Raw genomic sequence first — 24524 nt, 5'->3', positions numbered from 1 at the left:
AGCAGTGTAAAACGCTAGTCAACAAATGCATTATTTTCGCAGGATAATTTCCATTAGTGCCTTCAACTTATTCCACGCTTCACGCAATCAATTTGAGCAAGTTTAATATTGAATGCACCCGCGTGTTTAACGGAAACGCAAAGTATCAAAAAATAAATAGTATGGGGGGGGGTATCATACAAATATTGCCATTTACCGTATATATAATACGGCTATAAATACAATACTAGCTATAGTTTGCTTTATCTTCAATATCGTATAAACGCAAAACACACTAAACACTTACAGTGTGTATAACCTAAAAATGCAGTACCCTCCAAAGCCAAAATACCGTTAAATACAATCCAGCTTCGATCGGTTAATTTAAAAGTAAATCGAATTTGGCCTAATGATAAAAACGGCACCGGAGCCTAACTCAAGTGCCGTCTCCTAATTACGCATGCACAGGACTATGCTTCGCCGTCCGTGCTGTCGCTCACCTCTGTAATATCATTTTCAGCCTCGCTGATACGCGCGGCCTTTTCAGATTGCAAAAGTGCAGTACGCTCTTCAGCTTCCCAAGTTTCTTTCAGTTTGCGTGCGCGGTGAAACGCTAAACCTGTACCTGCCGGAATCAAACGACCAACAATGACGTTTTCTTTCAACCCGCGCAGGCCGTCACGCTTGCCCATGATCGCAGCTTCAGTAAGCACACGTGTAGTTTCCTGGAAGGAAGCTGCCGAAATAAAGGAATCAGTCGAGAGCGATGCTTTGGTAATACCGAGCAGAATATTTTCATAAGTCGCCGGGATCTTGCCTGCTGCCACTACACGATCATTTTCATCCAGCAATTCGGATCGTTCAACCTGCTCACCCACGATGTAGTTGGCATCGCCTGGATCGACTATTTGCACCCGTCGCAGCATCTGACGGACGATCACTTCAATGTGCTTGTCGTTGATCTTCACACCTTGCAGACGGTATACGTCCTGCACTTCGTCGACGATATAACGCGCCAACTCTTCAATTCCCAGCAGGCGCAAAATGTCTTGCGGGTCGCGTGGGCCGTCGACAATCATCTCACCCTTGTTCACGACTTGACCATCATGCACCAGTACTTGCTTTTCCTTGACAATCAGGAACTCGTGCTTATTACCATCCATATCGGTAATTTCAAGACGCTGCTTGCCCTTGGTTTCTTTACCAAATGCAACGGTACCTGTGACTTCCGCCAACATACCGGCATCTTTCGGCGAACGGGCTTCAAACAATTCCGCTACGCGTGGCAAACCACCGGTGATATCGCGCGTTTTCTGCGATTCGGTCGGAATACGTGCGAGTACTTCACCCACTGTCGCTTGCTGACCATCTTTTACCATGATCAGCGCGCCATTAGGGAAGCCAATCGTCACCGCATGTTCGGTACCAGCGATCTTCACTTCTTCGCCCTGCTCATTCAACAGCTTGACTTGCGGACGTAGCGTCTTCATGACCGAGCGTCGCTTCCCGTCAATGGCAACCAAGGTGGAAAGACCTGTCACTTCATCGACTTGCTTGGCTACCGTCACGCCTTCTTCAACATTCTCGAAACGCACAGTACCGGCATATTCGGTGATGATAGGACGCGTCAGTGGATCCCAAGTCGCCAACAAAACACCGGCCTTGATATCCATGCCATCCTTGACTGCAAGCGTGGCGCCATACGGAACCTTATGGCGCTCACGTTCGCGGCCATGATCGTCGGTAATCAAAACCTCACCGGAACGGGAAATGACGATCTGGTCGCCCTTACCATTAGTGACATAACGCATTGTTGCAGTGAAACGGATGGTGCCACTGGATTTGGCCTCGACACCGGATGCAACAGCAGCACGGGATGCCGCACCACCGATATGGAACGTACGCATCGTCAACTGAGTGCCTGGTTCACCGATCGATTGTGCAGCAATCACGCCGACCGCTTCGCCTGCGTTGACCAGCACACCACGCCCTAGGTCACGGCCATAACACTTTCCGCACAAGCCGAAACGGGTATCGCACGTCAATGGCGTACGAACCTTGACTTCATCAATACCCAGGCGCTCAATCTCTTCAACCATGTCTTCGTCAAGCAAAGTGCCTGATTCATACAAAGTAGCCTGTGTTTCCGGATTGATAATGTCAATTACCGCAACCCGACCCAAAATGCGATCGCGCAATGCTTCAATGACTTCGCCGCCTTCTACGAGTGCCTTTATGACTGCGCCATTCGAAGTGCCGCAGTCATCTTCAATCACAACCAAATCCTGTGTCACATCAACTAAGCGGCGTGTCAAATAACCGGAGTTCGCAGTCTTCAGAGCAGTATCCGCCAGGCCTTTACGCGCACCATGCGTGGAGATGAAATATTGAAGAACATTCAAACCTTCGCGGAAGTTGGCGGTAATCGGCGTCTCGATAATCGAGCCATCCGGTTTGGCCATCAGGCCACGCATGCCCGCCAACTGGCGAATCTGTGCTGCTGAGCCACGCGCACCCGAGTCGGCCATCATGTAAATCGCATTGAAGGATTCCTGAGTCGACTTGGTGCCATCGCGCCTGATGACATCCTCAACTTTGAGTTGGTCCATCATGGCCTTACCAACTTCGTCACCGGTCTTGCCCCAAATATCCACGACTTTGTTGTAGCGCTCGCCGGACGTCACCAAGCCAGACGAATACTGTTGTTCGATCTGCTTGACCTCGTGTTCTGCAGCGGCAATCAAGGTTGCTTTTTGTGGTGGCACCAACATGTCATCGATACAAATCGAAATACCGGCGCGCGTTGCCAAACGGAAACCTGACTGCATCAACTGGTCAGCAAACACAACGGTAGCGCGCAACCCGCACTTGCGGAATGAAGTGTTGATCAGTTTCGAAATTTCTTTCTTCTTCAGCGCACGATTCAGCACTGAGAACGGCAAGCCCTTCGGTAAAATTTCCGACAGGATCGCACGACCAATCGTGGTTTCATAACGTGTTACCGTTTTGACAAATTCGCCGGTAATCGCATCTTTCGGATATTCGGTAATGCGTACGGTAACGCGAGATGTCAGTTCGACTTCCTTGTTATCGTAGGCACGAATCACTTCAGACACGTCCGGGAACATCATGCCTTCATTCTTGCCGTTGATCTGTTCACGAGTCGCATAATACAAGCCCAACACGATATCCTGCGAAGGCACAATCGACGGCTCGCCATTCGATGGGAACAGGATGTTGTTGGAAGCCAGCATCAATGTGCGCGCCTCCATCTGCGCTTCGATCGACAATGGCACGTGGACCGCCATCTGATCGCCGTCGAAGTCAGCGTTAAACGCCGCACACACCAACGGATGCAATTGAATCGCCTTGCCTTCGATCAACACCGGCTCGAACGCCTGGATTCCCAGACGATGTAGTGTCGGCGCGCGGTTCAGCATCACCGGATGTTCACGAATTACATCTTCCAGGATGTCCCACACCACCGGCTCTTGAATTTCAACCAGTTTTTTGGCCGCTTTGATCGTGGTCGCCAAGCCCATGAGTTCAAGCTTGTTGAAAATGAACGGTTTGAACAGTTCCAGTGCCATCAGTTTCGGCAAGCCGCACTGGTGCAATTTCAACTGCGGCCCTACCACGATAACGGAACGACCGGAGTAATCGACGCGTTTGCCCAGCAAGTTCTGACGGAAGCGACCGCCCTTGCCCTTGATCATTTCAGCCAGCGATTTCAGCGGTCGCTTGTTGGCGCCAGTCATCGCTTTGCCGCGACGGCCGTTATCCAGCAAGGAATCGACTGCTTCCTGTAACATCCGCTTTTCATTGCGGGTAATAATTTCCGGTGCGCGCAACTCCATCAAACGCTTCAAACGATTGTTGCGGTTGATGACGCGGCGATACAGGTCGTTCAGGTCGGAAGTGGCAAAACGGCCGCCATCGAGTGGCACCAATGGGCGCAGTTCGGGTGGCAAGACTGGCAGTACTTCCATGATCATCCAGTCCGGCTTGATGCCGGAACGCTGGAACGCCTCAAGCACTTTCAGGCGCTTTGCGTATTTCTTGATCTTGGCTTCGGACTTCGATTCTTTCAGTTCTACGCGCAACGTTTCTGCGTCGCGGTGAATGTCGATCGAGCGCAGCAACTCGCGAATACCTTCTGCTCCCATGTAAGCAGTAAAGTCGTCACCATACTCGTCGTATTTGGCGGCGTAATCGTCTTCCGACATGATCTGACACTTTTTCAGCGGCGTCATGCCAGGATCGGTCACGACATAGGCTTCAAAATACAATACGCGTTCAATATCACGCAATGTCATATCGAGCACCATTCCCAAGCGCGATGGCAGCGATTTCAGGAACCAGATATGTGCAGTCGGCGAGGCCAGTTCAATGTGGCCCATGCGTTCACGGCGCACCTTGGCAAGCGTGACTTCAACTCCGCATTTTTCACAGATGACACCGCGATGTTTCAGGCGCTTGTACTTGCCGCACAAACATTCATAATCCTTGATCGGGCCAAAAATCTTGGCGCAGAACAGACCATCGCGTTCAGGCTTAAAAGTTCGGTAGTTGATGGTTTCGGGTTTTTTAACTTCCCCGTATGACCAAGAGCGGATTTTATCAGGCGACGCGAGGCCGATTTTAATCGCGTCGAATTGTTCATTTTGCTGAACTTGCTTGAATAAATCGAGCAGTGCTTTCATGTATCACTCCAGGTTGGCGTGAAAAAATTCATTATGGAAACTGAGTCTCTAAGACTCGAAATCGTGCTGGGACCACGACAGCCGATTGAAGGCCATCGTGCCCCTGCAATCCGACTAGTTACGCTCTAAATCAATGTCGATGCCCAGCGAACGAATTTCCTTCACCAACACATTGAAGGATTCCGGCATGCCGGCATCAATGACGTGATCACCCTTGACGAGGTTTTCGTACACTTTGGTACGGCCATTCACGTCATCGGACTTGACTGTCAACATCTCTTGCAATACATACGAGGCGCCATACGCTTCCAGGGCCCAAACTTCCATCTCGCCGAAACGCTGGCCACCGAATTGCGCTTTACCGCCCAAAGGTTGCTGAGTAACCAGCGAATACGGACCAGTGGAACGTGCATGCATTTTGTCATCAACCAAATGATGTAGTTTTAGCATGTGCATATAACCCACGGTGACCGAACGCTCGAACGCTTCGCCGGTGCGGCCATCGTACATTGTTACCTGATTTTTGGATGGCGTCATGCCAAGTTGCTTTGCAACCGGGTCCGGATAAGCCAAATCAAGCATGCGACTAATCTCTTCTTCGTTGGCGCCATCAAATACCGGCGTAGCAAACGGCACGCCATTTTTGAGATTATTGGCGAGATCGAGAATTTCCTGATCCGAGAAGCTATCGAGATCTTCGCTCTTACCTGTCTCATTGTAAATCGTCGTCAGGAATTTGCGTAATTCAGCTGCTTTTGCCTGCAACTTCAGCATTTCACCAATACGCAGGCCCAAACCTTTAGCCGCCCAACCCAAGTGAACTTCCAGCACCTGCCCTACGTTCATGCGCGATGGCACACCCAGTGGATTCAACACAACATCCGCTGGCGTACCGTCAGCCATATAAGGCATGTCTTCTACCGGAATGATCCGAGATACCACACCTTTATTGCCGTGGCGCCCCGCCATCTTGTCGCCAGACTGCAGGCGGCGTTTGACGGCCAGATACACTTTGACCATCTTTTGCACGCCAGGCGGCAAATCATCGCCCTGCGTCAGTTTGGTGCGTTTTTCTTCAAAATCCAGATCAAACTGATGTCGTTTCTCGGCAATAGATTCCTTGATGGCTTCCAGTGCTGTCGCACTATCATCATCGGACGGACGGATATCAAACCAATGATATTTGTCGAGATCAGCCAAGTACTCGCTGGTGACTTTTGCACCCTTGGCCAATTTTTTCGGGCCGCCGTTGACCGTTTTGCCGACCAGAATTTTCTCCAGGCGCTGGAATGCATCACCTTCAACGATACGCATCTGATCATTCAAATCGAGACGGTAACGCTTTAATTCATCGTCAATAATTTGCTGTGCTCGTTTATCGCGCTGTATACCTTCACGCGTAAACACCTGCACATCAATGACGGTGCCGATCATGCCGGAAGGCACGCGCAACGAAGTGTCTTTCACATCGGATGCTTTTTCACCGAAAATCGCACGCAGCAATTTTTCTTCAGGTGTCAATTGCGTCTCGCCTTTAGGCGTTACCTTACCTACCAGCGTATCGCCGGCAGTAACTTCCGCACCGATATAAACGATACCGGCTTCATCCAGACGGGCTAACTGGTTCTCGGCCAGATTAGAAATATCGCGCGTAATCTCTTCTGCACCGAGTTTGGTGTCACGTGCAACGACCGACAGTTCTTCGATATGAATCGAGGTATATCGATCATCTTTCACAACATTCTCGGAAATCAGAATCGAATCTTCGAAGTTCAAACCATTCCAAGGCATAAATGCGACCAGCATATTTTGCCCGAGTGCCAATTCGCCAAGATCAGTTGAAGCACCGTCTGCAATGACATCATTCTTGGCAACACGGTCACCGACTTTAACGATCGGACGCTGGTTGATATTGGTATTCTGGTTCGAGCGCGTATATTTGATGAGGTTATAGATATCCACACCAACTTCGCCAGCTGTCGCTTCAGCATCATTAACGCGGATCACTACACGACCCGCATCGATATAATCCACTAGACCGCCGCGCAAAGCCTGTACCGTAGTTCCAGAGTCGATCGCAACGGTACGTTCAATTCCTGTTCCGACAAACGCTTTCTCTGGGCGCAGGCAAGGCACCGCCTGACGCTGCATATTGGCACCCATCAATGCGCGGTTCGCATCATCGTGTTCCAAAAATGGAATGAGTGAGGCTGCCACCGACACCACTTGGCCAGGGGCCACGTCCATGTATTGAATCCGTTCAGGGGATACCAGCAGAGTTTCTCCAGCTTCACGAGCGGAAACCAACTCATCTGACAGTTTGCCTGTGCTATCGATAAACGCATTCGCCTGCGCGATAATGTAGCGGCCTTCTTCGATTGCGGACAAATAATCAATCTGGCTGGTTATCTTGCTGCCTTCCACCTTACGATATGGCGTTTCCAAAAATCCATATTCGTTCAGGCGCGCATACAATGCCAGCGAGTTAATCAAACCAATGTTCGGACCCTCCGGCGTTTCAATCGGGCAGACTCGGCCGTAATGGGTAGGATGCACGTCACGCACCTCAAAACCTGCCCGTTCTCGTGTCAAACCACCAGGACCAAGAGCTGAAATGCGGCGCTTGTGAGTAATTTCGGACAACGGGTTGGTCTGATCCATAAACTGCGACAATTGCGACGACCCGAAGAATTCACGAATAGCAGCGGAAATCGGTTTCGAGTTAATCAGATCGTGTGGCATCAAATTATCGGCCTCTGCTTGACCAAGACGCTCCTTGACCGCGCGTTCGACACGCACCAAACCGGCGCGGAACTGATTTTCAGCCAATTCACCGACACAACGAACACGTCGATTACCAAGATGGTCGATATCATCAACTTCGCCACGCCCATTACGCAATTCAACCAGAATTTTAATGACCGCAAGTACATCTTCATCCGACAAAGTCATCGAACCTGTCAGCTCATCGCGTCCGATGCGACGATTAAACTTCATGCGGCCTACTGCTGATAGGTCATAACGATCTGCGTTATAGAACAAGCCGTTGAACAAAGCCTCGACTGAATCTTCGGTAGGTGGCTCACCAGGGCGCATCATGCGATATATCGCAACCTTTGCCGCCATCTGATCGGTTGTATCATCCACGCGCAGAGTTTGCGATATATATGCACCCTGATCTAGATCGTTGGTATACAGAGTTTGTATATCGGAAATATTAGCTTCGCGCAAACGTGCCAGCGACTCTTCAGTCAGTTCATCGTTGGCGCTAGCTACGACTTCACCAGTATCCGCGTTAACTATATTCTTGGCCAGCACGCGTCCGAGCAGATAATCCTCTGGAACCGACAGGTGCTTGATGCCTGCGGCTTCGATTTCGCGCACCTGCTTAGCATTGATCCGCTTGTCTTTCGTCACCAGAGATTTGCCAGCCTTGTCAACGACGTCAAAGCGCGCGACTTCACCGCGCAGACGCTCCGCTACAAATTCCATCTCTGCGCCATCAGAACGCAGCATGAAATTATCAAAGACGAAGAAATTGGCGAGAATTTGCTCAGGACTCATCCCGATAGCCTTGAGCAATATCGTTACCGGCATCTTGCGACGACGGTCGACACGGAAAAACAGAATATCTTTCGGGTCGAATTCATAATCGAGCCACGAACCGCGGTAAGGGATGATGCGTGCGGAGAATAACAACTTGCCGGATGAGTGCGTCTTGCCTCTATCGTGCTCAAAAAACACGCCAGGAGAACGGTGCAACTGAGAAACAATGACGCGCTCTGTGCCATTGATGACAAAAGAACCGGTTATTGTCATGAGCGGTAACTCGCCCATATACACTTCCTGCTCTTTCATTTCTTTGACTACCGGCTTGGTAGGCGATTCCTTGTCGAGAATCACCAGTCTTACCTTGGCACGCAAGGGCGAGGCATAGGTTAAGCCGCGCTGCTGACATTCTTTTACATCAAACGGTGGGTCCCCCAGAACGTAAGATAAGAACTCAAGGCGAGCGAAGCCATTATGCGACACAATCGGGAAAATCGACGTGAAAGCAGACTGCAAGCCCTCATTTTTGCGCTGGGAAGGTGTTTTTTCCGTTTGCAAGAAGCCTATGTATGACTCGAGTTGGGTCGCCAATAAATACGGGACTGGATAAACGTTAGCACGCTTCGCGAATGATTTACGAATGCGCTTCTTCTCAGTAAATGAGTAATGCATGGACACTCCGTGAGTGACAGAAAGGATTGAGAATTCAGGATTCGTGCATCGAAAAACAATGCCTATAAATCTACGAAACCTCAAGTCTCGACCCTTCAAGATCAGCTTGGCTTTGCGGAAACAACACTTTGAATATTGCGTACAACCATACAAATAACCGAAACGACAAAGAAGCCAAAGCAGAACCCGCTCTTTTCAGAGAGAATTCTGCATTTTGACTCCGGCGCAGCAATATGCGCTAACAAACTGGAATTACTTGATTTCGGCTTTTGCGCCAGCTTCTTCCAATTTCTTCTTTGCTGCTTCTGCATCTGCTTTCGATACAGCTTCTTTAACTGGCTTAGGTGCGCCATCAACCAAGTCTTTTGCTTCTTTCAAGCCCAGACCAGTGAGTTCACGAACAGCCTTAATAACGCTGACTTTGTTTGCACCAAATTCAGTCAGAATAACGGTGAACTCTGTTTGCTCTTCAGCAACAGCAGCACCAGCTGCAGGACCCGCAACAGACATCGCTGCTGCGGAAACGCCAAACTTCTCTTCAAACGCTTTAACCAAGTCATTCAAGTCCATTACGGACATTGCGCCTACGGCTTCAAGGATATCGTCTTTGCTAATTGCCATTTGAAACTCCTAAATTGATTCTGTAATTACATCTAATCGATTTTGACAAAAGATAATGCTGAGAAAACAATGCTAAATACATAGCAAAATTATGCTGTCTCTGCTTCTTTCTTCGCTGCTAAAGCAGCCAAACCACGTGCGAAACCTGCAACCGGCGCCTGCATCATACCCACGATCTGGGCCAGCAGAACTTCGCGGCTAGGAATGCTTGCCAACGCAGCAACACCCGCTTTATCGAGCGACTTTCCTGCGTAGTTACCTGCCTTAACAACCAGTTTGTCATTGCCCTTAGCAAAGTCATAAATAACTTTAGCAGCAGCAACGGCGTCCTCGGAGATCGAATAGATCAACGGGCCGGTCATCTCGGAGGCGAGGCTTGCAAATACTGTGCCCTCAACTGCGCGACGTGCCAATGTATTTTTCAACACTCGCAAGTACACACCCTGGGCACGCGCTTTGGCACGCAATTGTGTCAAATGACTGACCTGGATGCCACGATATTCAGCTACGACGATCGTCTGTGCAGATATTACTTTTGCAGAGATTTCAGCGACAACAGCCTTTTTGTCATTCAGATTGAGACTCACGGTCAACCTCCATTAATGATGCGCAACATACTGCTCATAAGCGAACAGCCATCTTGCATCGACTCGAACACGGCGTCCGAAGTTAGGAGTTCAGAGCTGACAAACCAGCATAGAGACTACAAAACTTGATCGGGTGCACCATCTGCGTTGGGTGCCTACGATTACGCATAAGCGGTTTAACGTCACACAAAACTAGCCGTGCCGCCCAACGGTCTTTGACTTATGGAGCTATTCCAATGACGCCGGTATAACTCCACCCCAAAGATCTGCCTCTTGCCATACCGGCAGGAGGACTTGATTCTACTAATTAGGCGACCAAAGTACCCTGATCTACGCGCACACCAACGCCCATTGTGGACGATAAGGAAACCTTGCGCAGATAAACGCCTTTACTGGACACTGGCTTAGCCTTGCTCAACGCGTCCATCAGTGCCAGCAAGTTTGATTTCAGCGCTTCATCACTGAACGACTTGCGTCCGATAGTTGCGTGAATAATGCCGCCCTTGTCAGTACGATATTGCACCTGACCAGCTTTTGCATTCTTGACTGCAGTCGCAACATCGGGCGTGACAGTGCCAACCTTAGGGTTAGGCATCATGCCGCGTGGGCCGAGAATCTGGCCCAGCGTACCAACAATACGCATAGTATCTGGCGAAGCGATAACGATATCAAATGGCATATTGCCAGCCTTGATTTGTTCAGCAAGATCTTCCATGCCAACAATATCTGCACCTGCCGCTTTTGCCTGTTCGGCTTTTTCACCGGTAGCAAACACAGCCACTCGCACTGTTTTTCCTGTACCGGCTGGCAACACTACTGAGCCGCGAACAACTTGATCGGATTTTTTTGGATCAACGCCTAACTGGACGGATACATCAATCGATTCGTTGAATTTGGCAGTTGCACATTCCTTGACGATCGACATTGCGCTGTCAAAGGAATAAGCCTTGGTGCGATCGATCTTTGTCTTGAATATTTTTGCGCGTTTGGATAACTTAGCCATTACAGACCCTCCACCGTGATGCCCATCGAACGTGCCGAACCAGCAATGGTACGCACTGCTGCGTCCATGTCAGCCGCCGTAAGATCCGGTCGTTTTAAAGTTACAATTTCTTCAGCCTGCTGACGCGTTAACGTGCCGACTTTATCTGTGTGTGGCTTGGCAGAACCTTTCTGAATACCCGCTGCTTTTTTGATCAAAAAAGTTGCTGGTGGGGTCTTCATCACAAAAGTGAAAGACTTATCAGCAAAAGCAGTAATCACGACAGGGATCGGCATGCCCGCTTCTAAGCCTTGTGTCTGCGCGTTAAACGCTTTGCAGAACTCCATGATGTTCAAACCGCGCTGACCAAGTGCTGGGCCAATTGGTGGTGATGGATTTGCCTTACCAGCTGGTACTTGCAGCTTGATAAAACCTATAATTTTCTTTGCCATGATGGCTCCCGCTCAGATTGAGTATTAGCGCCTGTTCCCCTGCCGGCGGCAGGTTATTAGGGCTCCTCCCTGGATTTTACAAATTTGACTTTGCAGCACTCCAGGTAAGCGCTTGATTAATATTTGGACGACAAGCCGCTTAGACTTTTTCCACTTGAGCGAACTCGAGCTCTACAGGTGTAGCACGACCGAAAATGGTTACAGTAACGCGCACCCGTGATTTTTCGTAAAAAACTTCTTCGACATTGCCATTGAAATCGGTGAATGGCCCATCTTTGATGCGCACCAACTCACCCACTTCATACAAAACCTTAGGACGGGGCTTCTCCACACCATCCTGCATTTGCTGCATGATCTTATTGATCTCGCGAGCCGGGACAGGGGTTGGCTTATTGGATTTTCCGCCAATAAAACCAGTAACTTTATTGGTGTTTTTGACTAGATGCCAGGTCTCATCGGTCATTTCCATTTCTACCAACACATAGCCTGGAAAAAAACGTCTTTCTGTAACCGATTTCTGACCATTTTTAACTTCAATCACTTCTTCTGTAGGGACCAGTATTTGTCCAAACTGATCTTGCATCCCACCTCGCTCAATACGTTCAGTCAATGCACGCTGTACGCTTTTTTCCATTCCGGAATAGACATGCACCACATACCAACGCTTCTTGCTGGCCGGCGGTGCAACTGCGGCAGATTCCTGCGTGCCGTCTTGCATATTTTCGCTCATTATTTTTTCCAGCCAAGAATGATGTCATACAACAGGAATTCGAGTAACTTGTCGGTTCCCCATAGGAAAATAGCCATCACAAGCACGAATCCAAAGACAATGGCCGTCATTTGCATCGCTTGCTTACGCTTCGGCCATACCACTTTTTTGGTTTCACGTACCGAATCATTGGCGAAGCCGATAAATTCACGACCGGAGGTTGATGTCCAAGCGATGGCGATAGCGATTAGCATCGCTCCAAACAACACACCGGCGCGCAGTAGCGTTGATTTATCCGACAAATAATAAAAACCGATTACACCCACAATCACGGCGCCAACCGATAGTGCGATTTTCAGTTTATCGCTCGACGTGGTGACGGTTTGAACGGGATGATTTGACATACAGTTTGACTTTCGATGCCATTGCGGCTGAATCCATGGCAGGGGAGGAGGGAATCGAACCCCCAACCTTCGGTTTTGGAGACCGACGCTCTGCCAATTGAGCTACTCCCCTACATCTAAAACATTTACTTGTATTGACACTGCGAGGAAGACTAATTCATCCTCGTAGAACAAGCATTCTTACTCAAGAATTTTTGCAACGACGCCAGCGCCTACAGTACGGCCACCTTCGCGAATAGCGAAGCGCAAGCCTTCTTCCATCGCAATCGGGTTGATCAATTTGACTGTGATGGAGACGTTGTCGCCTGGCATGACCATCTCTTTGTCTTTTGGCAATTCGATCGAGCCAGTTACGTCGGTAGTACGGAAGTAGAACTGCGGACGGTAATTGTTGAAGAACGGCGTGTGACGACCACCTTCATCTTTGGACAATACGTAGATTTCACCCGTAAAGTGATTGTGCGGCTTGATGGAGCCTGGCTTGGCCAGTACTTGGCCACGCTCTACGTCTTCACGCTTGGTGCCGCGCAAGAGTACGCCTACGTTGTCGCCTGCTTGACCTTGATCAAGCAGCTTGTGGAACATTTCAACGCCGGTGCAGGTGCTTTTGACGGTGTCTTTGATGCCGATGATTTCAATTTCTTCACCAACTTTGACAACGCCGCGCTCGATACGTCCGGTTACTACGGTGCCGCGTCCAGAGATGGAAAATACGTCTTCTACTGGCAGCAGGAAGGCACCGTCGATCGCGCGTTCCGGAGTCGGAATGTAGGTGTCGAGGGCATTGGCCAGGGCGAGGATGGCTTCTTCGCCCAGCGGGCCTTTGTCGCCTTCGAGTGCCAGCTTGGCGGAGCCTTTGATGATGGGCAGGTCGTCGCCAGGAAATTCGTATTTGACGAGCAGCTCGCGCACTTCCATTTCGACTAGCTCAAGCAGCTCTTCGTCATCTACCATGTCGCATTTGTTCAGGAACACGATGATGTACGGTACGCCAACTTGACGTGCCAGCAGGATGTGTTCGCGTGTTTGCGGCATTGGGCCGTCGGCTGCGGAACACACCAGGATTGCTCCGTCCATTTGTGCTGCGCCGGTGATCATGTTTTTGACATAGTCGGCGTGGCCTGGGCAGTCTACGTGGGCGTAGTGGCGCGCTTCTGTTTCGTACTCAACGTGCGAGGTGTTGATGGTGATGCCGCGGGCTTTTTCTTCCGGCGCATTGTCAATCTGGTCGTAACCCTTGGCTTCGCCACCAAATTTCTTCGACAATACGGTCGCAATCGCTGCCGTCAGCGTGGTCTTGCCGTGATCAACGTGTCCAATCGTGCCTACATTCACGTGCGGCTTGGTCCGCTCATATTTGCTTTTTGCCATTATAGACTCCTAACGATTTTGATGAGAATGCCCAGGCACACGCCCGACTTCTTGCTGATACGCTTGACTAAACCTGGTGCCCTTGACGTGGATCGAACACGTGGCCTCTCCCTTACCAAGGGAGTGCTCTACCACTGAGCTACAAGGGCTACTGTCGTATGCACGCTAACCCGCACATACTATTTAATTCTGGAGCGGGTGAAGGGAATCGAACCCTCGTCATAAGCTTGGAAGGCTTCAGCTCTACCATTGAGCTACACCCGCGAGGGCGACCACTTCAGCCGCAACCTTTATTTACTGCAACATTACTAAATATTGGTGGAGGGGGCTGGATTCGAACCAGCGTACTCGTAAGAGAACAGATTTACAGTCTGTCGCCTTTAACCACTCGGCCACCCCTCCGCAATGAGCCCTGGATTATGGGGGCTTCCCCAGGCATTGTCAACCGATTGCAGCCATTAATCGATTAATTGCATATTATTTTTTACAGTTATTGCGCGATTATCGATAAGAGCATGGATTTAGTTCGTTTCAAGCTGCCGGGCGTATGCAGCGCGCATTCCCCGAGAATGCGCGTGGTTTGCATATGGCAGGCACACAAGGCTCGAGCATGCATGGCGATCCTGGAAGAAGGTGGGAATCCTTTCCAAGGCAGAATGGAAGGTCGCCTTTCCGTATACACTTACCCGCGTGCGCAAGACCGACTGCATCGATCTTTCGGCCTCCCCGAATGTAATTCATCTTTATTCACGCTCCCGACCATATGATCACCATCTTACATAACCCGCGTTGCTCCAAATCCCGCGCCGCGCTGGCACTGACGCAGCAATTCGCTGACGACAACGATATTTCGTTGTCCGTAATCGATTATCAGATTTCGCCTTTAAAGCTTGCTGAATTGCAAACCTTGCAACAGCAACTGGGCATTCCGGTGCGCGACATGGTGCGCGATGGCGAGGCAATTTTCGACACGCTGCAACTAACGCATGCCAGCGACGAAACCTTGCTCGCCGCGCTGGCATCGCATCCGCAGCTACTGCAGCGCCCTATCGTGATATATCAGGGGCGCGCCGTGATAGGGCGGCCGCCAGAGCAATTGCGCGCGTTATTGCGCACCGCATAAGAAAGTCATTCTAACTTCGGCGCTTCCCGCATCCGCCAGGCTGCCAGTATCGCCAGTGCGCACAGGCCGGCAACCAGCAGAAAGGTGTCGTCAAACGCTTCAATGCGCCCGCCCGCATCGCTCGTGTGCGCTGCCAGCCGCCATTCCAGCACGATGCCGACCAGGCTGATGCCAATCGCGCCACCCAGCTGACGGACAAAATTAATCGCGCTGGAGCCTTGTGCAATCAGCTCGGGAGTAAGGCCGCGCAACGAACCCAAACTCAGCGCCGGCAACACAAACCCGAGCCCGATGCGGCCGATAATGGCCCACGTCATCAGCAAAAAATAACTGCCGGCGCTGCTATCGAATGCCATCAGGGCAAGCGATAACGCCAGCAGACCGAGTCCGCAGGCGACCAGAATATTCGGCGGGAAGCGATCGGCCAGTGCGCCGGCCAGCGGGATGATCACGGCCAGCACGATGCCGGCCGGCAGAAGGATCAATCCCGCCTGCGACGGCGTGTAGTGCAGCGCCATCTGCATATATACCGGCAGCAGATAGGTCGAACCGAACAGTCCCATGCCGTAGATAAAGGCGACCAGCGCACCCATCGAAAACTGTCGGAAGCTAAACAATTTCATGTGCATCAGCGGCTGCTCGGCATGCAACTGATACGCGATGAAGGCGATCAGGCTAAGGCTCCCCAGCACCAGAAAACCGGCCGCCTGCCAGCCGTCGCTGCGCAAATGCACCAGGCCGTTCAGCAGGCTGATGGTGCTGATGGCGACCAGCAGCAAGCCTTTCCAGTCAAGCTCTCTGGCATCGCCCATCATCGGCGAATTGACTGCCAGCATGCGCCGGGTCAGCGCCAGCACCACCAGGCAAAATGGCACCACCACGAAGAAAATCGAGCGCCAGCCGAACTGTTCGACCAGAAAACCGCCGACGCTGGGTCCGAGCGCCGGCGCCAGCACCACGCCGAAACCGAAGATGCCGAGCGCCCGCCCCTGTTCCTTGGCGTCGAACGCACGCATGATGACGATCACCGGAATCGGCTGCAAAATGCCGGCCGCCAGTCCTTCGACCACCCGCATCGTCAACAGCATCGGCACGTTGATGCTGAAACCGCCGATCACGCCGCCGGCCAGCAGCAGCAGGATGGCGCCGGTGTAGGTGCGGCGCAGGCCGAAGCGCAACAGCAGCCAGGGCGTACTCAGCATCGAGATCGTCATCGCCAGCATGAAACCGGACGAGACCCATTGCGCGCGCTCCTGCCCCAGATGGAAATACTGGCTCAGGTCGGGAATGGCGACATTGACGATGGTCGATGACAGGATCGACGCCATAGTGCCGATCATCACCGTCAGCAAAACCCACCACTTGTAGCGTGCGCCATAACGGGCGCGCAATTGTTCGAGAGTCGGTTGCATGGGTGGCTTCAGTGGGCCGGGTGGCAATGGTCGCCTGCTGGCGCCATGGTGGAAAAATGTGCGGTTCGCATCGTGCCGGCCCTATAGAAAGCGTCCGATCAACAGCACGATCAGCGAAATCAGGATGGTGGAGGCGAACGGCAAGGAAAAATCGCGACCGAACAGCCTGAAGCGAAGATCGCCCGGCAAGCGCCCGATGCCCAGTTTTTCCAGCCACGGCAACAGCGTCGAAAATACGATCAGCGCCACGAAGATGACGATTACCCAGCGGATCATGGACGCGACTCCTTATATGTCAACATAGATACTCCCGTCATTTTTTGAAAAACATGGAAATTTACGCTTTATATTAGTGCGGCAATAAAAATACCCATTATGGTATATGTTCATAACAAGCGATGGCTGCGGTCGTTGCGCAATAGCGCAGGCATTAATTCCACATTGGTACCCAGCACCAGCACCTTGAACAATTCGCCCATTTCCGCCGGGGAAATCAGCTTTTGCAGCGCGTTGGCTTGCGGCAGATAGCGCATCGCGTCAGTCGGCGGCGTGCGCAATAACAGCTCGCCAATGCCCGCCGCCATCAGAAACCCCGCCTGACTGGTGTAGCCCAGCACATCCAGTCCGCCATCCACCGCCGCCAGCGCCATCGCGGTGAAATCGACATGCGCGGTAATGTCCTGCAAGCCCGGCAGATAAAACGGCTCGGCATGCGCGTGGTGGCGGTAATGGCACATCAGCGTGCCTTGGCTGCGCTGATCCAGATAAAACTCGGCGGCCGGAAAGCCGTAGTCGATGAAAATCGCCGCGCTGCCCTGGCCGTGCAGGCGGCGCCCGGCTTGCAGCGTATCGGCCAGCGAACGGATGAAACCTTGCGCGGCCGGATGAACTTCCGTCAGGTAGCCGAGCGGCAAGGCATCGGCCTGCGGAATCTGCGCTACCAGTACCGCGTCGCACGGGTGGTCGATCCAGCAGAATCCGTTGTCCATCATGCCCACGCCGCGCTGCTGCCAGCCGAGTTCAGTCTTCACCACCAACTCCACCGGCATCGCGTCCAGCACTTCATTGCCGATCACCAGGCCAGAGAACGCCGGCGGCATCTGTTGGAGCCACACCACTTGCGGAAAGTCGCGCAGCAAATGTTCTTGCCGGGCCCGCAATTCGCCCGACAAATCCAGAATCGTATATTGCTCGACGTGTACCCCTGAAGCGCCCAATTCGCTCAGGATGTCAAACGCCAGCTTGCCGCTGCCGGCACCGAATTCCATGATCTGCGGCGCGGTCTGCGCCAGCAAATCGGCCGCCACCTGAGCCAGCGCCGCGCCGAAAAGCGGCGTGGTTTCCGGCGCGGTTGTAAAATCACCGTCCTTTCCCAGCTTTTGCGCGCCGCCGCTGTAATAGCCGAGTTCGGGCGCATACAGCGCCAGTTCCATGAAACGCGAAAATGGAATCCAGCCGGAATGCCGGGCGATCTCGGCCGCGATCACATGCTGGAGCTGTTTGGATGCTGCCAGCGCGTCGGGATGGGGTTCAGGTAGTTGCATCTGGAAGATTGTAATTAAATTATTATAAATACGTGGTTTGTGATTAAGTCGGCAGTCGATACCAACATTATGCATATACAACAACAAAAAAGCGTCCTCGTCACCGGCGCCGCCCGGCGCATCGGACGCGTCATCGCGCTGGCGCTGGCGCAGCGCGGCTGGAGCGTCGCCGTCCATTATGGCCGATCCGGGCTAGATGCCGCCGACACCGTGCGCCAGATTTGTGCGCTCGGCGCGCACGCCGCCGCGGTCCAGTGCGACCTGGCAGATGAAGCCGCGGTGCGCACGCTGCTGGCGCGCGCTGCCACCGCCCTGCAACTGCCGCTGTCGAGTTTTGGCTGCGTGGTGAATAACGCCAGCCTGTTCGAGCACGATAGCGCGGCCGACTTTTCGCAAGCCATGCTGGAGCGTCACATGCGCGCCAATCTGACCGCGCCGATCCTGCTGGCGCAAGCGCTGCACGCGGCAACAAAGGAAGGCGCGCAAGCGGTCGTGATCAATTTGCTGGACCAGAAACTGTTCAACCTGAACCCGGATTTCTTGTCTTACACGCTGTCCAAGGCCGCGCTGCACACCGCCACCACCATGCTGGCGCAAGCGCTGGCGCCGAAGCTGCGGGTGGTCGGGATTGCGCCCGGCATCACGCTGATCTCGGGCGACCAGACCGCAGCCGGCTTTGCCAGCGCGCACCGGCGCACGCCGCTGGGAGGCTCCAGCACGCCCGAGGATATCGCCGCCACGGTCTGCTTCGCGCTTGAAAACCGCGCCATCACCGGCACCACCATCGTGGTCGATGGCGGCCAGCACCTGACACCTTTGCAACGCGACGTGATGTTCGTCGCCACACCTGAGAAAAAACCATGATTTCCGCCCTGTCCCACCCAGAACTGATCGACTGCCGCCGCCTGTTCCTGCGCAACTATGCGGTGCTGATCAATATCGGCGTCCACGATTACGAGAAAAGAGGCGAACAGCGCGTGCTGATTAACGTCGATCTGTACATCCCGCTGGCGCTGTCCACGCCCAAGGACGACAATCTCAACGAGGTGGTCGATTACGATTTCATGCGCGAAACCATCGCCAACCGCACCGCGCAAGGCCACGTCCATTTGCAGGAAACCCTGTGCGACGATGTGGCGCGCAGCATGCTGGCACATCCGAACGTGCGCGCAGTGCGCGTATCCACCATGAAACCCGACGTCTATCCCGATTGCGAAGGCGTCGGGGTGGAAGTCTTCCAGATCAAGAGCAGCACATGAACGCCCTATTAGAAACCCCCGACAATCCTGCGCCAGGCATCAGGCAAGTCGAAAAAACCGCCTTTGAAAACAACAAGTTGCACAAGCGCCTGTGCCGCCAGGTCGGGCAGGCGATCGGCGACTTCAATATGATCGAGGATGGCGACCGCGTGATGGTCTGCCTGTCCGGTGGCAAAGACAGCTACGCGCTGCTCGACATTTTGATGACGATGCGCGAACGGGCACCGATCAATTTCGAGATCGTCGCGGTCAACCTGGACCAGAAGCAACCGGGTTTCCCGGAAGACGTGCTGCCGGCTTATCTGACCAAGCTCGGCATCCCGTTCCACATCGAAAACCAGGATACCTACAGCATCGTCAAGCGCGTGATACCCGAAGGCAAGACCACCTGCTCGCTATGCTCGCGGCTGCGGCGCGGCATTTTGTATCGGGTCGCCGACGAACTGGGCGTCAACAAGATCGCGCTCGGCCACCATCGCGACGACATTCTGGAAACCTTCTTCCTGAATCTGTTTTTCGGCGGCAAACTCAAATCGATGCCTGCCAAGCTGCAGTCGGACGACGGCAAACATATCGTGATCCGGCCGATGGCCTACGTGAAGGAAGAGGATTCGAGCCGCTACGCCGAAATCAAGCAGTTCCCGATCATTCCGTGCAATCTGTGCGGCAGCCAGGAAAACCTGCAGCGCAAGCACACCAAGCACATGCTGCGCGATTGGGAAAAGAAATTCCCGGGCCGGGTCGAAAGCATTTTTTCGGCGCTGTCGACCGTGGTGCCGTCGCATCTGATGGACCGCGATTTGTTCAATTTCAAGGATTTGAAAATGGATGGCATTGCCAACCCGAACGGCGACATCGCTTTCGACGACGAGCCCTGCGCCACCACCGGCACGGCCAATTTCATACCGCTGCAGATGCGGCCGTAATTCCTATCGCCCGCGGCTGCAGGGACGAAGCGTGTTCGCCCGCGCCCGCGAGGTGCAGCGTGCTGGTTGGGAATGCGATTTTTGCGCCATGGCGTGTAATGATTTCTGCAATCTGGAGCATCACGTCCTGCTTGATTTCATGGAACTCCACCCAGTGCGTGGTGCGAGTAAAAGTGTAGAGCATGATGTCGAGCGAGGACGCGGCAAACTGGAGAAAATTCACGATCGTGGTCTGCGCCTGATCGATCTCCGGGTGGGCGCGCAGCATGGCCTTGATCTCGGCCACGATGGACGCGATCTTGTCGAGATCTTCGTAACGCACGCCCACGGTTTCGCTGATGCGGCGATTGGTCATCCGCGACGCATTCTCGACCGCGATCTGGGTGAAGATGGCGTTCGGCACATACAGCGGGCGACTGTCGAAGGTGCGGATGCGGGTCAGACGCCAGCCGATTTCCTCCACCGTGCCCTCGATCTGCTTTTCGGGCGAACGGATCCAGTCGCCTACGGCAAACGGCCGGTCGAGATACACCATCAAGCCGCCGAAAAAATTCGCCAGCATATCCTTGGCCGCAAAACCGACTGCGATACCGCCGATGCCCCCAAAAGCCAGCACGCCAGAGATCGAGAACCCCAGGCTTTGCAGACCCACCAGCGCCGCGGTGATCAGGACTGACACCCGCAGCAGTTTGCCGATGGCGTCCACGGTGGTGCGATCCATCGCCTCGCCGCGCGCCTGACGCTGGGCCATAACGCCATCCTGCACATTGCCTATAAAACGCATCAGAAACCAGGTCATGCAGGCAATCACGCCGATAGTGCGGGCAGGCGAAACCGCCTCGAACAGGGCTGCATTCGTCTCGGTCTGGACGATCCGGGCGGCAAAGGCGATACCGACGATCCATGCCAGCACCGTCAGCGGTTTGCGCGCCGCCGACACCAGGGCAAAATCCCACGGCGTGGCGGTGAGGCGGGTGTGCTCCTCCAGCTTTGCCAAGATGCGCCGCAGGAATAGGTTCGCCACCACAACGGCCAGCACGACAATAAATATCTGCAGCACCAAGGCGAGCACGGCGTCGCCGCCGGTGAGGCGCACCAGCCAGTTTTCAAGTAAATCGAGATTCATGGGAAACGAGGGAGTGAGTGAAAAAGGAGGTATTCGAAGAGGAAGCGCAACGACTACAAGTCGGGCCATTTTACCAAAATTCGCATTAACTCCGGAGTATCAGGAAAAACACATCAGTTTCCGCTTGCATTTTGTGTCGCCTGAAAAATACACACCAGACTATGCAACAGCATCAAGAGCATGCCGATGCACCGTCACGAATAAGCTGCCGCAGAAACGAAAAAAAGACCGTCAAAGACGATCTTTTTTCTTGAAACTGGTCGGAGTACAAGGATTCGAACCTTGGACCCCCTGGTCCCAAACCAGGTGCGCTACCGGGCTGCGCCACACTCCGAAGAGCCAGAAGCATACTCTTGGAGGCGCACCGCGGTCAAGCTTTATCCTGAAATTGGAAAAGGCAGGGCATGATAAGCGCTCTTGCCTTGCTCTTGGGCAAGCCTGGCTGCAATCTTCCTGCTGCGGCGCGGGGAAATGATACACTTTTGCGCTTTTCCGAATCCCTCGCACCCTATCCTATGAACATCGTCATTCTCGCTGCCGGCATGGGCAAACGCATGCAATCGGCGCTGCCAAAAGTGCTGCACCCGCTGGCCGGCAAACCGTTGCTGTCGCACGTGCTCGATACCGCACGCCAGCTTTCGCCCTCGACCCTGTGCGTGATCTACGGCCACGGCGGCGAACAGGTGCCTGACCTGTTGGCAGCAAGCGACGTGACTTTCGCCCGCCAGGAGCCCCAGCTCGGCACCGGCCACGCGGTGGCCCAGGCCGCGCCACATCTCAATGACGCAGTGCCGACGCTGGTGCTGTACGGCGACGTGCCGCTGACCGATGCGGCGTCGCTGCAACGCCTGATCGCCGCCGCCGGCAACGACAAGCTGGCGATCCTGACCGTGCACATGAGCGACCCGACCGGCTACGGACGCATCGTGCGCGAGCATGGCGTCATTACCAGAATCGTCGAGCAGAAAGACGCCAGCGAGGCCGAACTCGCGATTACTGAAGTCAATACCGGCATCCTGGTCGCGCCCACCGCGCAGCTCAAGCAATGGCTGGCGACGCTGTCGAACAACAATGCGCAGGGCGAGTATTACCTGACCGACATCGTGGCCCGCGCAGTGGCCGACGGCGTGCCGGTAGCGTCCGCGCAACCGGCGGCGGTATGGGAAACGCTGGGCGTCAACAGCAAGGTGCAACTGGCCGAACTGGAGCGCATTCACCAGCGCAACATCGCCAGCGGATTGCTGGAACAAGGCGTGACGCTGCTCGACCCGGCGCGCTTCGACGTCCGTGGCACACTGACCTGCGGGCGCGACGTCACGATCGATGTCGGCTGCATCTTCGAAGGCACGGTAGCGCTGGCCGATGGCGTCACGGTCGGCGCCCATTGCGTGATCAAAAATGCCGTCATTGCCAGCGACGCGCAGATCAAGCCGTTCTGCCATATCGAAGATGCGACAGTCGGCGCCAAATCCGTGATCGGCCCGTATGCCCGGTTGCGCCCCGGCACCACGCTGGCGGAAGGCGTACACATCGGCAATTTCGTCGAAATCAAGAATAGCCAGATCGCCGCCGGCAGCAAGGCCAACCACCTGGCATATGTGGGTGACGCCACCATCGGCTCGCGCGTCAACATCGGCGCCGGCACCATCACTTGCAATTACGACGGCGCCAACAAGTTCCGCACTGTGATCGAGGACGACGCCTTCATCGGCAGCGACAGCCAGTTGGTGGCACCGGTCACGGTCGGCCGCGGCGCAACACTGGGGGCCGGCACCACGCTGACCAAGGATGCGCCAGCCGGCGCATTGACGATCTCGCGCGCCAGGCAAGTGACGCTGACCGGCTGGCAGCGGCCGGTGAAGCTGAAGCAAAAGGCTTAATTTTAGATAGGCAGTACAACAAAAAACAATGCCATTACCGCATATAAACATGGCTACTTAAAATATACTGCCACCATTTTTAATAACTGGTAACTGTTCAGCCCATTATGAGGTTGATATCCAAGTGACTGCTTTATGTCATTGGCGGTTGTGTTGGCGCTGTTTTTGATGTTAGGCCGCTTGGGACGCAGCCGTTTGTGTGCTGCAGAAAATGGATTAGAAATGAAGGCTGGCTGAGGTGTAGCAGGGGTTTCGTGGGGCACTGCCCCGCGCCTGCGTAACGGTATCCGCTTGCAAGCGGATATGCGCCCTGCAAGGGAAGCGAGTTCCTTCATTTCCCATTTTTTGCAGCCCACAAACGGGTACCCGAAGGGCAAGTCTGCGGTCGCCTTTCTTTTGCTTACTTTTCTTTGGCGAAGCAAAGAAAAGTGATTCGTTGGACTATAGTCCAACCTATCGGGCTACTCCCGACAAAGCATCCACGAAGAGTACAGCGATTAATTAAATCGTCGACTTTGCAATCACCCTCTCCCCATCCCTCTCCCGCAAGCGGGCGAGGGGGTATTCATAGCGGGCTGAATAGTTACAATAACTGATGGATTGCCCCATTTAAGCGAAAAATATTTCACACCGCAATCCGGGTCTCAAACTTGCTGCGGTGAATCGCAAAATAACTGCGCACGTTACGCACATTGGTTTGCCCTGCAAATAGCCGATGCGCCAGCGCGTGGTATGCCGGCATATCGATCACCTGCACCAGCAACACAAAATCCGGGCCGGGCGCTACCCGGTAGCACTGCAAAACCGCATCTTCCGCCGCCACCAATACTTCGAATTCCACCATCCGCTCAGACGCCTGGTTGTCCAGCGTGATTTCGACAATCGCGCTCAATCCGGCACCAACCTTCTCGGGCGCAACAATCGCCACTTGACGCGCAATTACGCCAGTTTCCATCAAGCGCTTGACGCGGCGCAGACAAGTTGGCGGCGACGCATGCACTTGCGCCGCCAGAGCATGATTAGTTTGCGACGCATCAAGTTGCAGCGCATTCAGAATGCGCCGATCGAGTTCATCGAACTGCAAAATAGGCTCTGTAATCATAAATATTCCATAGTTTTAAATTTATTGAAATATTATGCCATCAATGCATTGTGTTGAAATATTCGATCATATTTCAAATAATTAAGACAGCATATTTCATCCGTACTCCTCTACGATGCAGGC

19 protein-coding genes and 5 tRNA genes are annotated in these 24524 nt (G+C 53.4%); 5 read left to right on the top strand and 19 right to left on the bottom strand.

Features of this window, described 5'->3' with window-relative positions; all coding sequences use genetic code 11:
• Nucleotides 1-449: 449 nt before the first annotated feature.
• The 13 genes from rpoC to FKCLFG_RS00700 form a co-directional block, all read right to left on the bottom strand.
• Nucleotides 450-4682, bottom strand: a complete 4233-nt coding sequence (gene rpoC, locus FKCLFG_RS00760) for a DNA-directed RNA polymerase subunit beta' (protein WP_472614348.1) — start codon at nt 4680-4682, stop codon at nt 450-452.
• Nucleotides 4683-4796: 114 nt separating this feature from the next.
• Nucleotides 4797-8903: a DNA-directed RNA polymerase subunit beta gene (rpoB, locus tag FKCLFG_RS00755; RefSeq protein WP_472614347.1), complete on the bottom strand. Its 4107-nt coding sequence runs from the start codon at nt 8901-8903 to the stop codon at nt 4797-4799.
• 252 nt (nt 8904-9155) lie between these two features.
• Nucleotides 9156-9524, bottom strand: a complete 369-nt coding sequence (gene rplL / locus FKCLFG_RS00750; RefSeq protein ID WP_472614346.1) for a 50S ribosomal protein L7/L12 — start codon at nt 9522-9524, stop codon at nt 9156-9158.
• 89 nt (nt 9525-9613) lie between these two features.
• Nucleotides 9614-10111 carry a 50S ribosomal protein L10 gene (gene rplJ, locus FKCLFG_RS00745; RefSeq protein WP_472614345.1) on the bottom strand — a complete coding sequence of 166 codons (498 nt, stop codon included), beginning with the start codon at nt 10109-10111 and terminating at the stop codon, nt 9614-9616.
• A gap of 307 nt (nt 10112-10418) precedes the next feature.
• Nucleotides 10419-11114: a 50S ribosomal protein L1 gene (rplA, locus tag FKCLFG_RS00740; RefSeq protein WP_472614344.1), complete on the bottom strand. Its 696-nt coding sequence runs from the start codon at nt 11112-11114 to the stop codon at nt 10419-10421.
• Entirely contained in the window at nt 11114-11545 is a 432-nt protein-coding gene (rplK, locus tag FKCLFG_RS00735; RefSeq protein ID WP_472614343.1) for a 50S ribosomal protein L11, read from the bottom strand. Before rplK ends, rplA begins: the two co-directional genes overlap by 1 nt.
• 139 nt (nt 11546-11684) lie before the next feature.
• Complete coding sequence (nusG, locus tag FKCLFG_RS00730; RefSeq protein ID WP_472614342.1) at nt 11685-12275, bottom strand: transcription termination/antitermination protein NusG; 591 nt, start codon at nt 12273-12275, stop codon at nt 11685-11687.
• Nucleotides 12275-12658 carry a preprotein translocase subunit SecE gene (gene secE / locus FKCLFG_RS00725; protein WP_472614341.1) on the bottom strand — a complete coding sequence of 128 codons (384 nt, stop codon included), beginning with the start codon at nt 12656-12658 and terminating at the stop codon, nt 12275-12277. Before secE ends, nusG begins: the two co-directional genes overlap by 1 nt.
• A gap of 36 nt (nt 12659-12694) precedes the next feature.
• Nucleotides 12695-12770, bottom strand: a tRNA-Trp gene (locus FKCLFG_RS00720).
• Between the two features lie 68 nt (nt 12771-12838).
• On the bottom strand, nt 12839-14029 hold the full coding sequence (gene tuf / locus FKCLFG_RS00715) for an elongation factor Tu (RefSeq protein WP_472614340.1): 1191 nt from the start codon (nt 14027-14029) through the stop codon (nt 12839-12841).
• A 74-nt stretch (nt 14030-14103) separates the two neighbouring features.
• Nucleotides 14104-14178: transfer RNA gene (locus FKCLFG_RS00710), tRNA-Thr, on the bottom strand.
• A gap of 41 nt (nt 14179-14219) precedes the next feature.
• Nucleotides 14220-14293 (bottom strand) — tRNA-Gly (locus FKCLFG_RS00705).
• A 52-nt stretch (nt 14294-14345) separates the two neighbouring features.
• Nucleotides 14346-14431 (bottom strand) — tRNA-Tyr (locus FKCLFG_RS00700).
• A gap of 361 nt (nt 14432-14792) precedes the next feature.
• Here FKCLFG_RS00700 and arsC point away from each other — a divergent pair.
• A complete protein-coding gene (gene arsC, locus FKCLFG_RS00695; protein WP_472614339.1) occupies nt 14793-15152 on the top strand; it encodes an arsenate reductase (glutaredoxin) in 360 nt (119 codons plus the stop codon).
• A 5-nt stretch (nt 15153-15157) separates the two neighbouring features.
• Here arsC and FKCLFG_RS00690 read toward each other — a convergent pair whose 3' ends face one another.
• The 3 genes from FKCLFG_RS00690 to FKCLFG_RS00680 all read right to left on the bottom strand — a co-directional run bounded on the left by FKCLFG_RS00690 (nt 15158) and on the right by FKCLFG_RS00680 (nt 18108).
• Complete coding sequence (locus FKCLFG_RS00690) at nt 15158-16564, bottom strand: DHA2 family efflux MFS transporter permease subunit (RefSeq protein WP_472614338.1); 1407 nt, start codon at nt 16562-16564, stop codon at nt 15158-15160.
• Between the two features lie 81 nt (nt 16565-16645).
• The gene (locus tag FKCLFG_RS00685) at nt 16646-16840 is read right to left on the bottom strand and encodes a DUF2905 domain-containing protein (protein ID WP_472614337.1); all 195 of its coding nucleotides are present in this window, start codon (nt 16838-16840) and stop codon (nt 16646-16648) included.
• Nucleotides 16841-16950: 110 nt separating this feature from the next.
• Nucleotides 16951-18108 carry a class I SAM-dependent methyltransferase gene (locus FKCLFG_RS00680; protein ID WP_472614336.1) on the bottom strand — a complete coding sequence of 386 codons (1158 nt, stop codon included), beginning with the start codon at nt 18106-18108 and terminating at the stop codon, nt 16951-16953.
• A gap of 69 nt (nt 18109-18177) precedes the next feature.
• Between FKCLFG_RS00680 and FKCLFG_RS00675 the strand changes: the two genes are divergently transcribed.
• From FKCLFG_RS00675 to ttcA, 3 genes are read left to right on the top strand one after another with little or no spacing between them, the layout of a single operon-like run.
• Nucleotides 18178-18972 carry an SDR family oxidoreductase gene (locus FKCLFG_RS00675; RefSeq protein WP_472614335.1) on the top strand — a complete coding sequence of 265 codons (795 nt, stop codon included), beginning with the start codon at nt 18178-18180 and terminating at the stop codon, nt 18970-18972.
• A complete protein-coding gene (locus tag FKCLFG_RS00670; RefSeq protein WP_472614334.1) occupies nt 18969-19367 on the top strand; it encodes a dihydroneopterin aldolase in 399 nt (132 codons plus the stop codon). The genes FKCLFG_RS00675 and FKCLFG_RS00670 overlap by 4 nt, the downstream gene beginning before the upstream one ends.
• A complete protein-coding gene (gene ttcA, locus FKCLFG_RS00665) occupies nt 19364-20293 on the top strand; it encodes a tRNA 2-thiocytidine(32) synthetase TtcA (protein WP_472614333.1) in 930 nt (309 codons plus the stop codon). Before FKCLFG_RS00670 ends, ttcA begins: the two co-directional genes overlap by 4 nt.
• Here ttcA and FKCLFG_RS00660 read toward each other — a convergent pair.
• The gene (locus FKCLFG_RS00660; RefSeq protein ID WP_472614332.1) at nt 20268-21419 is read right to left on the bottom strand and encodes a mechanosensitive ion channel family protein; all 1152 of its coding nucleotides are present in this window, start codon (nt 21417-21419) and stop codon (nt 20268-20270) included. The two genes, ttcA and FKCLFG_RS00660, sit on opposite strands and share 26 nt — an antisense overlap.
• Before the next feature lie 257 nt (nt 21420-21676).
• A tRNA-Pro gene (locus FKCLFG_RS00655) sits at nt 21677-21753 on the bottom strand.
• A 181-nt stretch (nt 21754-21934) separates the two neighbouring features.
• Between FKCLFG_RS00655 and glmU the strand changes: the two genes are divergently transcribed.
• On the top strand, nt 21935-23299 hold the full coding sequence (glmU, locus tag FKCLFG_RS00650; RefSeq protein ID WP_472614331.1) for a bifunctional UDP-N-acetylglucosamine diphosphorylase/glucosamine-1-phosphate N-acetyltransferase GlmU: 1365 nt from the start codon (nt 21935-21937) through the stop codon (nt 23297-23299).
• 625 nt (nt 23300-23924) lie between these two features.
• Here the strand turns inward: glmU and FKCLFG_RS00645 are convergent.
• Nucleotides 23925-24401 (bottom strand): Lrp/AsnC family transcriptional regulator, encoded by a 477-nt coding sequence (locus FKCLFG_RS00645; RefSeq protein ID WP_472614330.1) that lies wholly within the window; start codon nt 24399-24401, stop codon nt 23925-23927.
• Nucleotides 24402-24524 lie beyond the last annotated feature (123 nt).

The organism is Gelidimonas denitrificans, assembly GCF_055694065.1.
The sequence above is the reverse complement of the archived record's forward strand: the minus strand, read 5'-3'. Positions and strand labels throughout refer to the sequence as shown.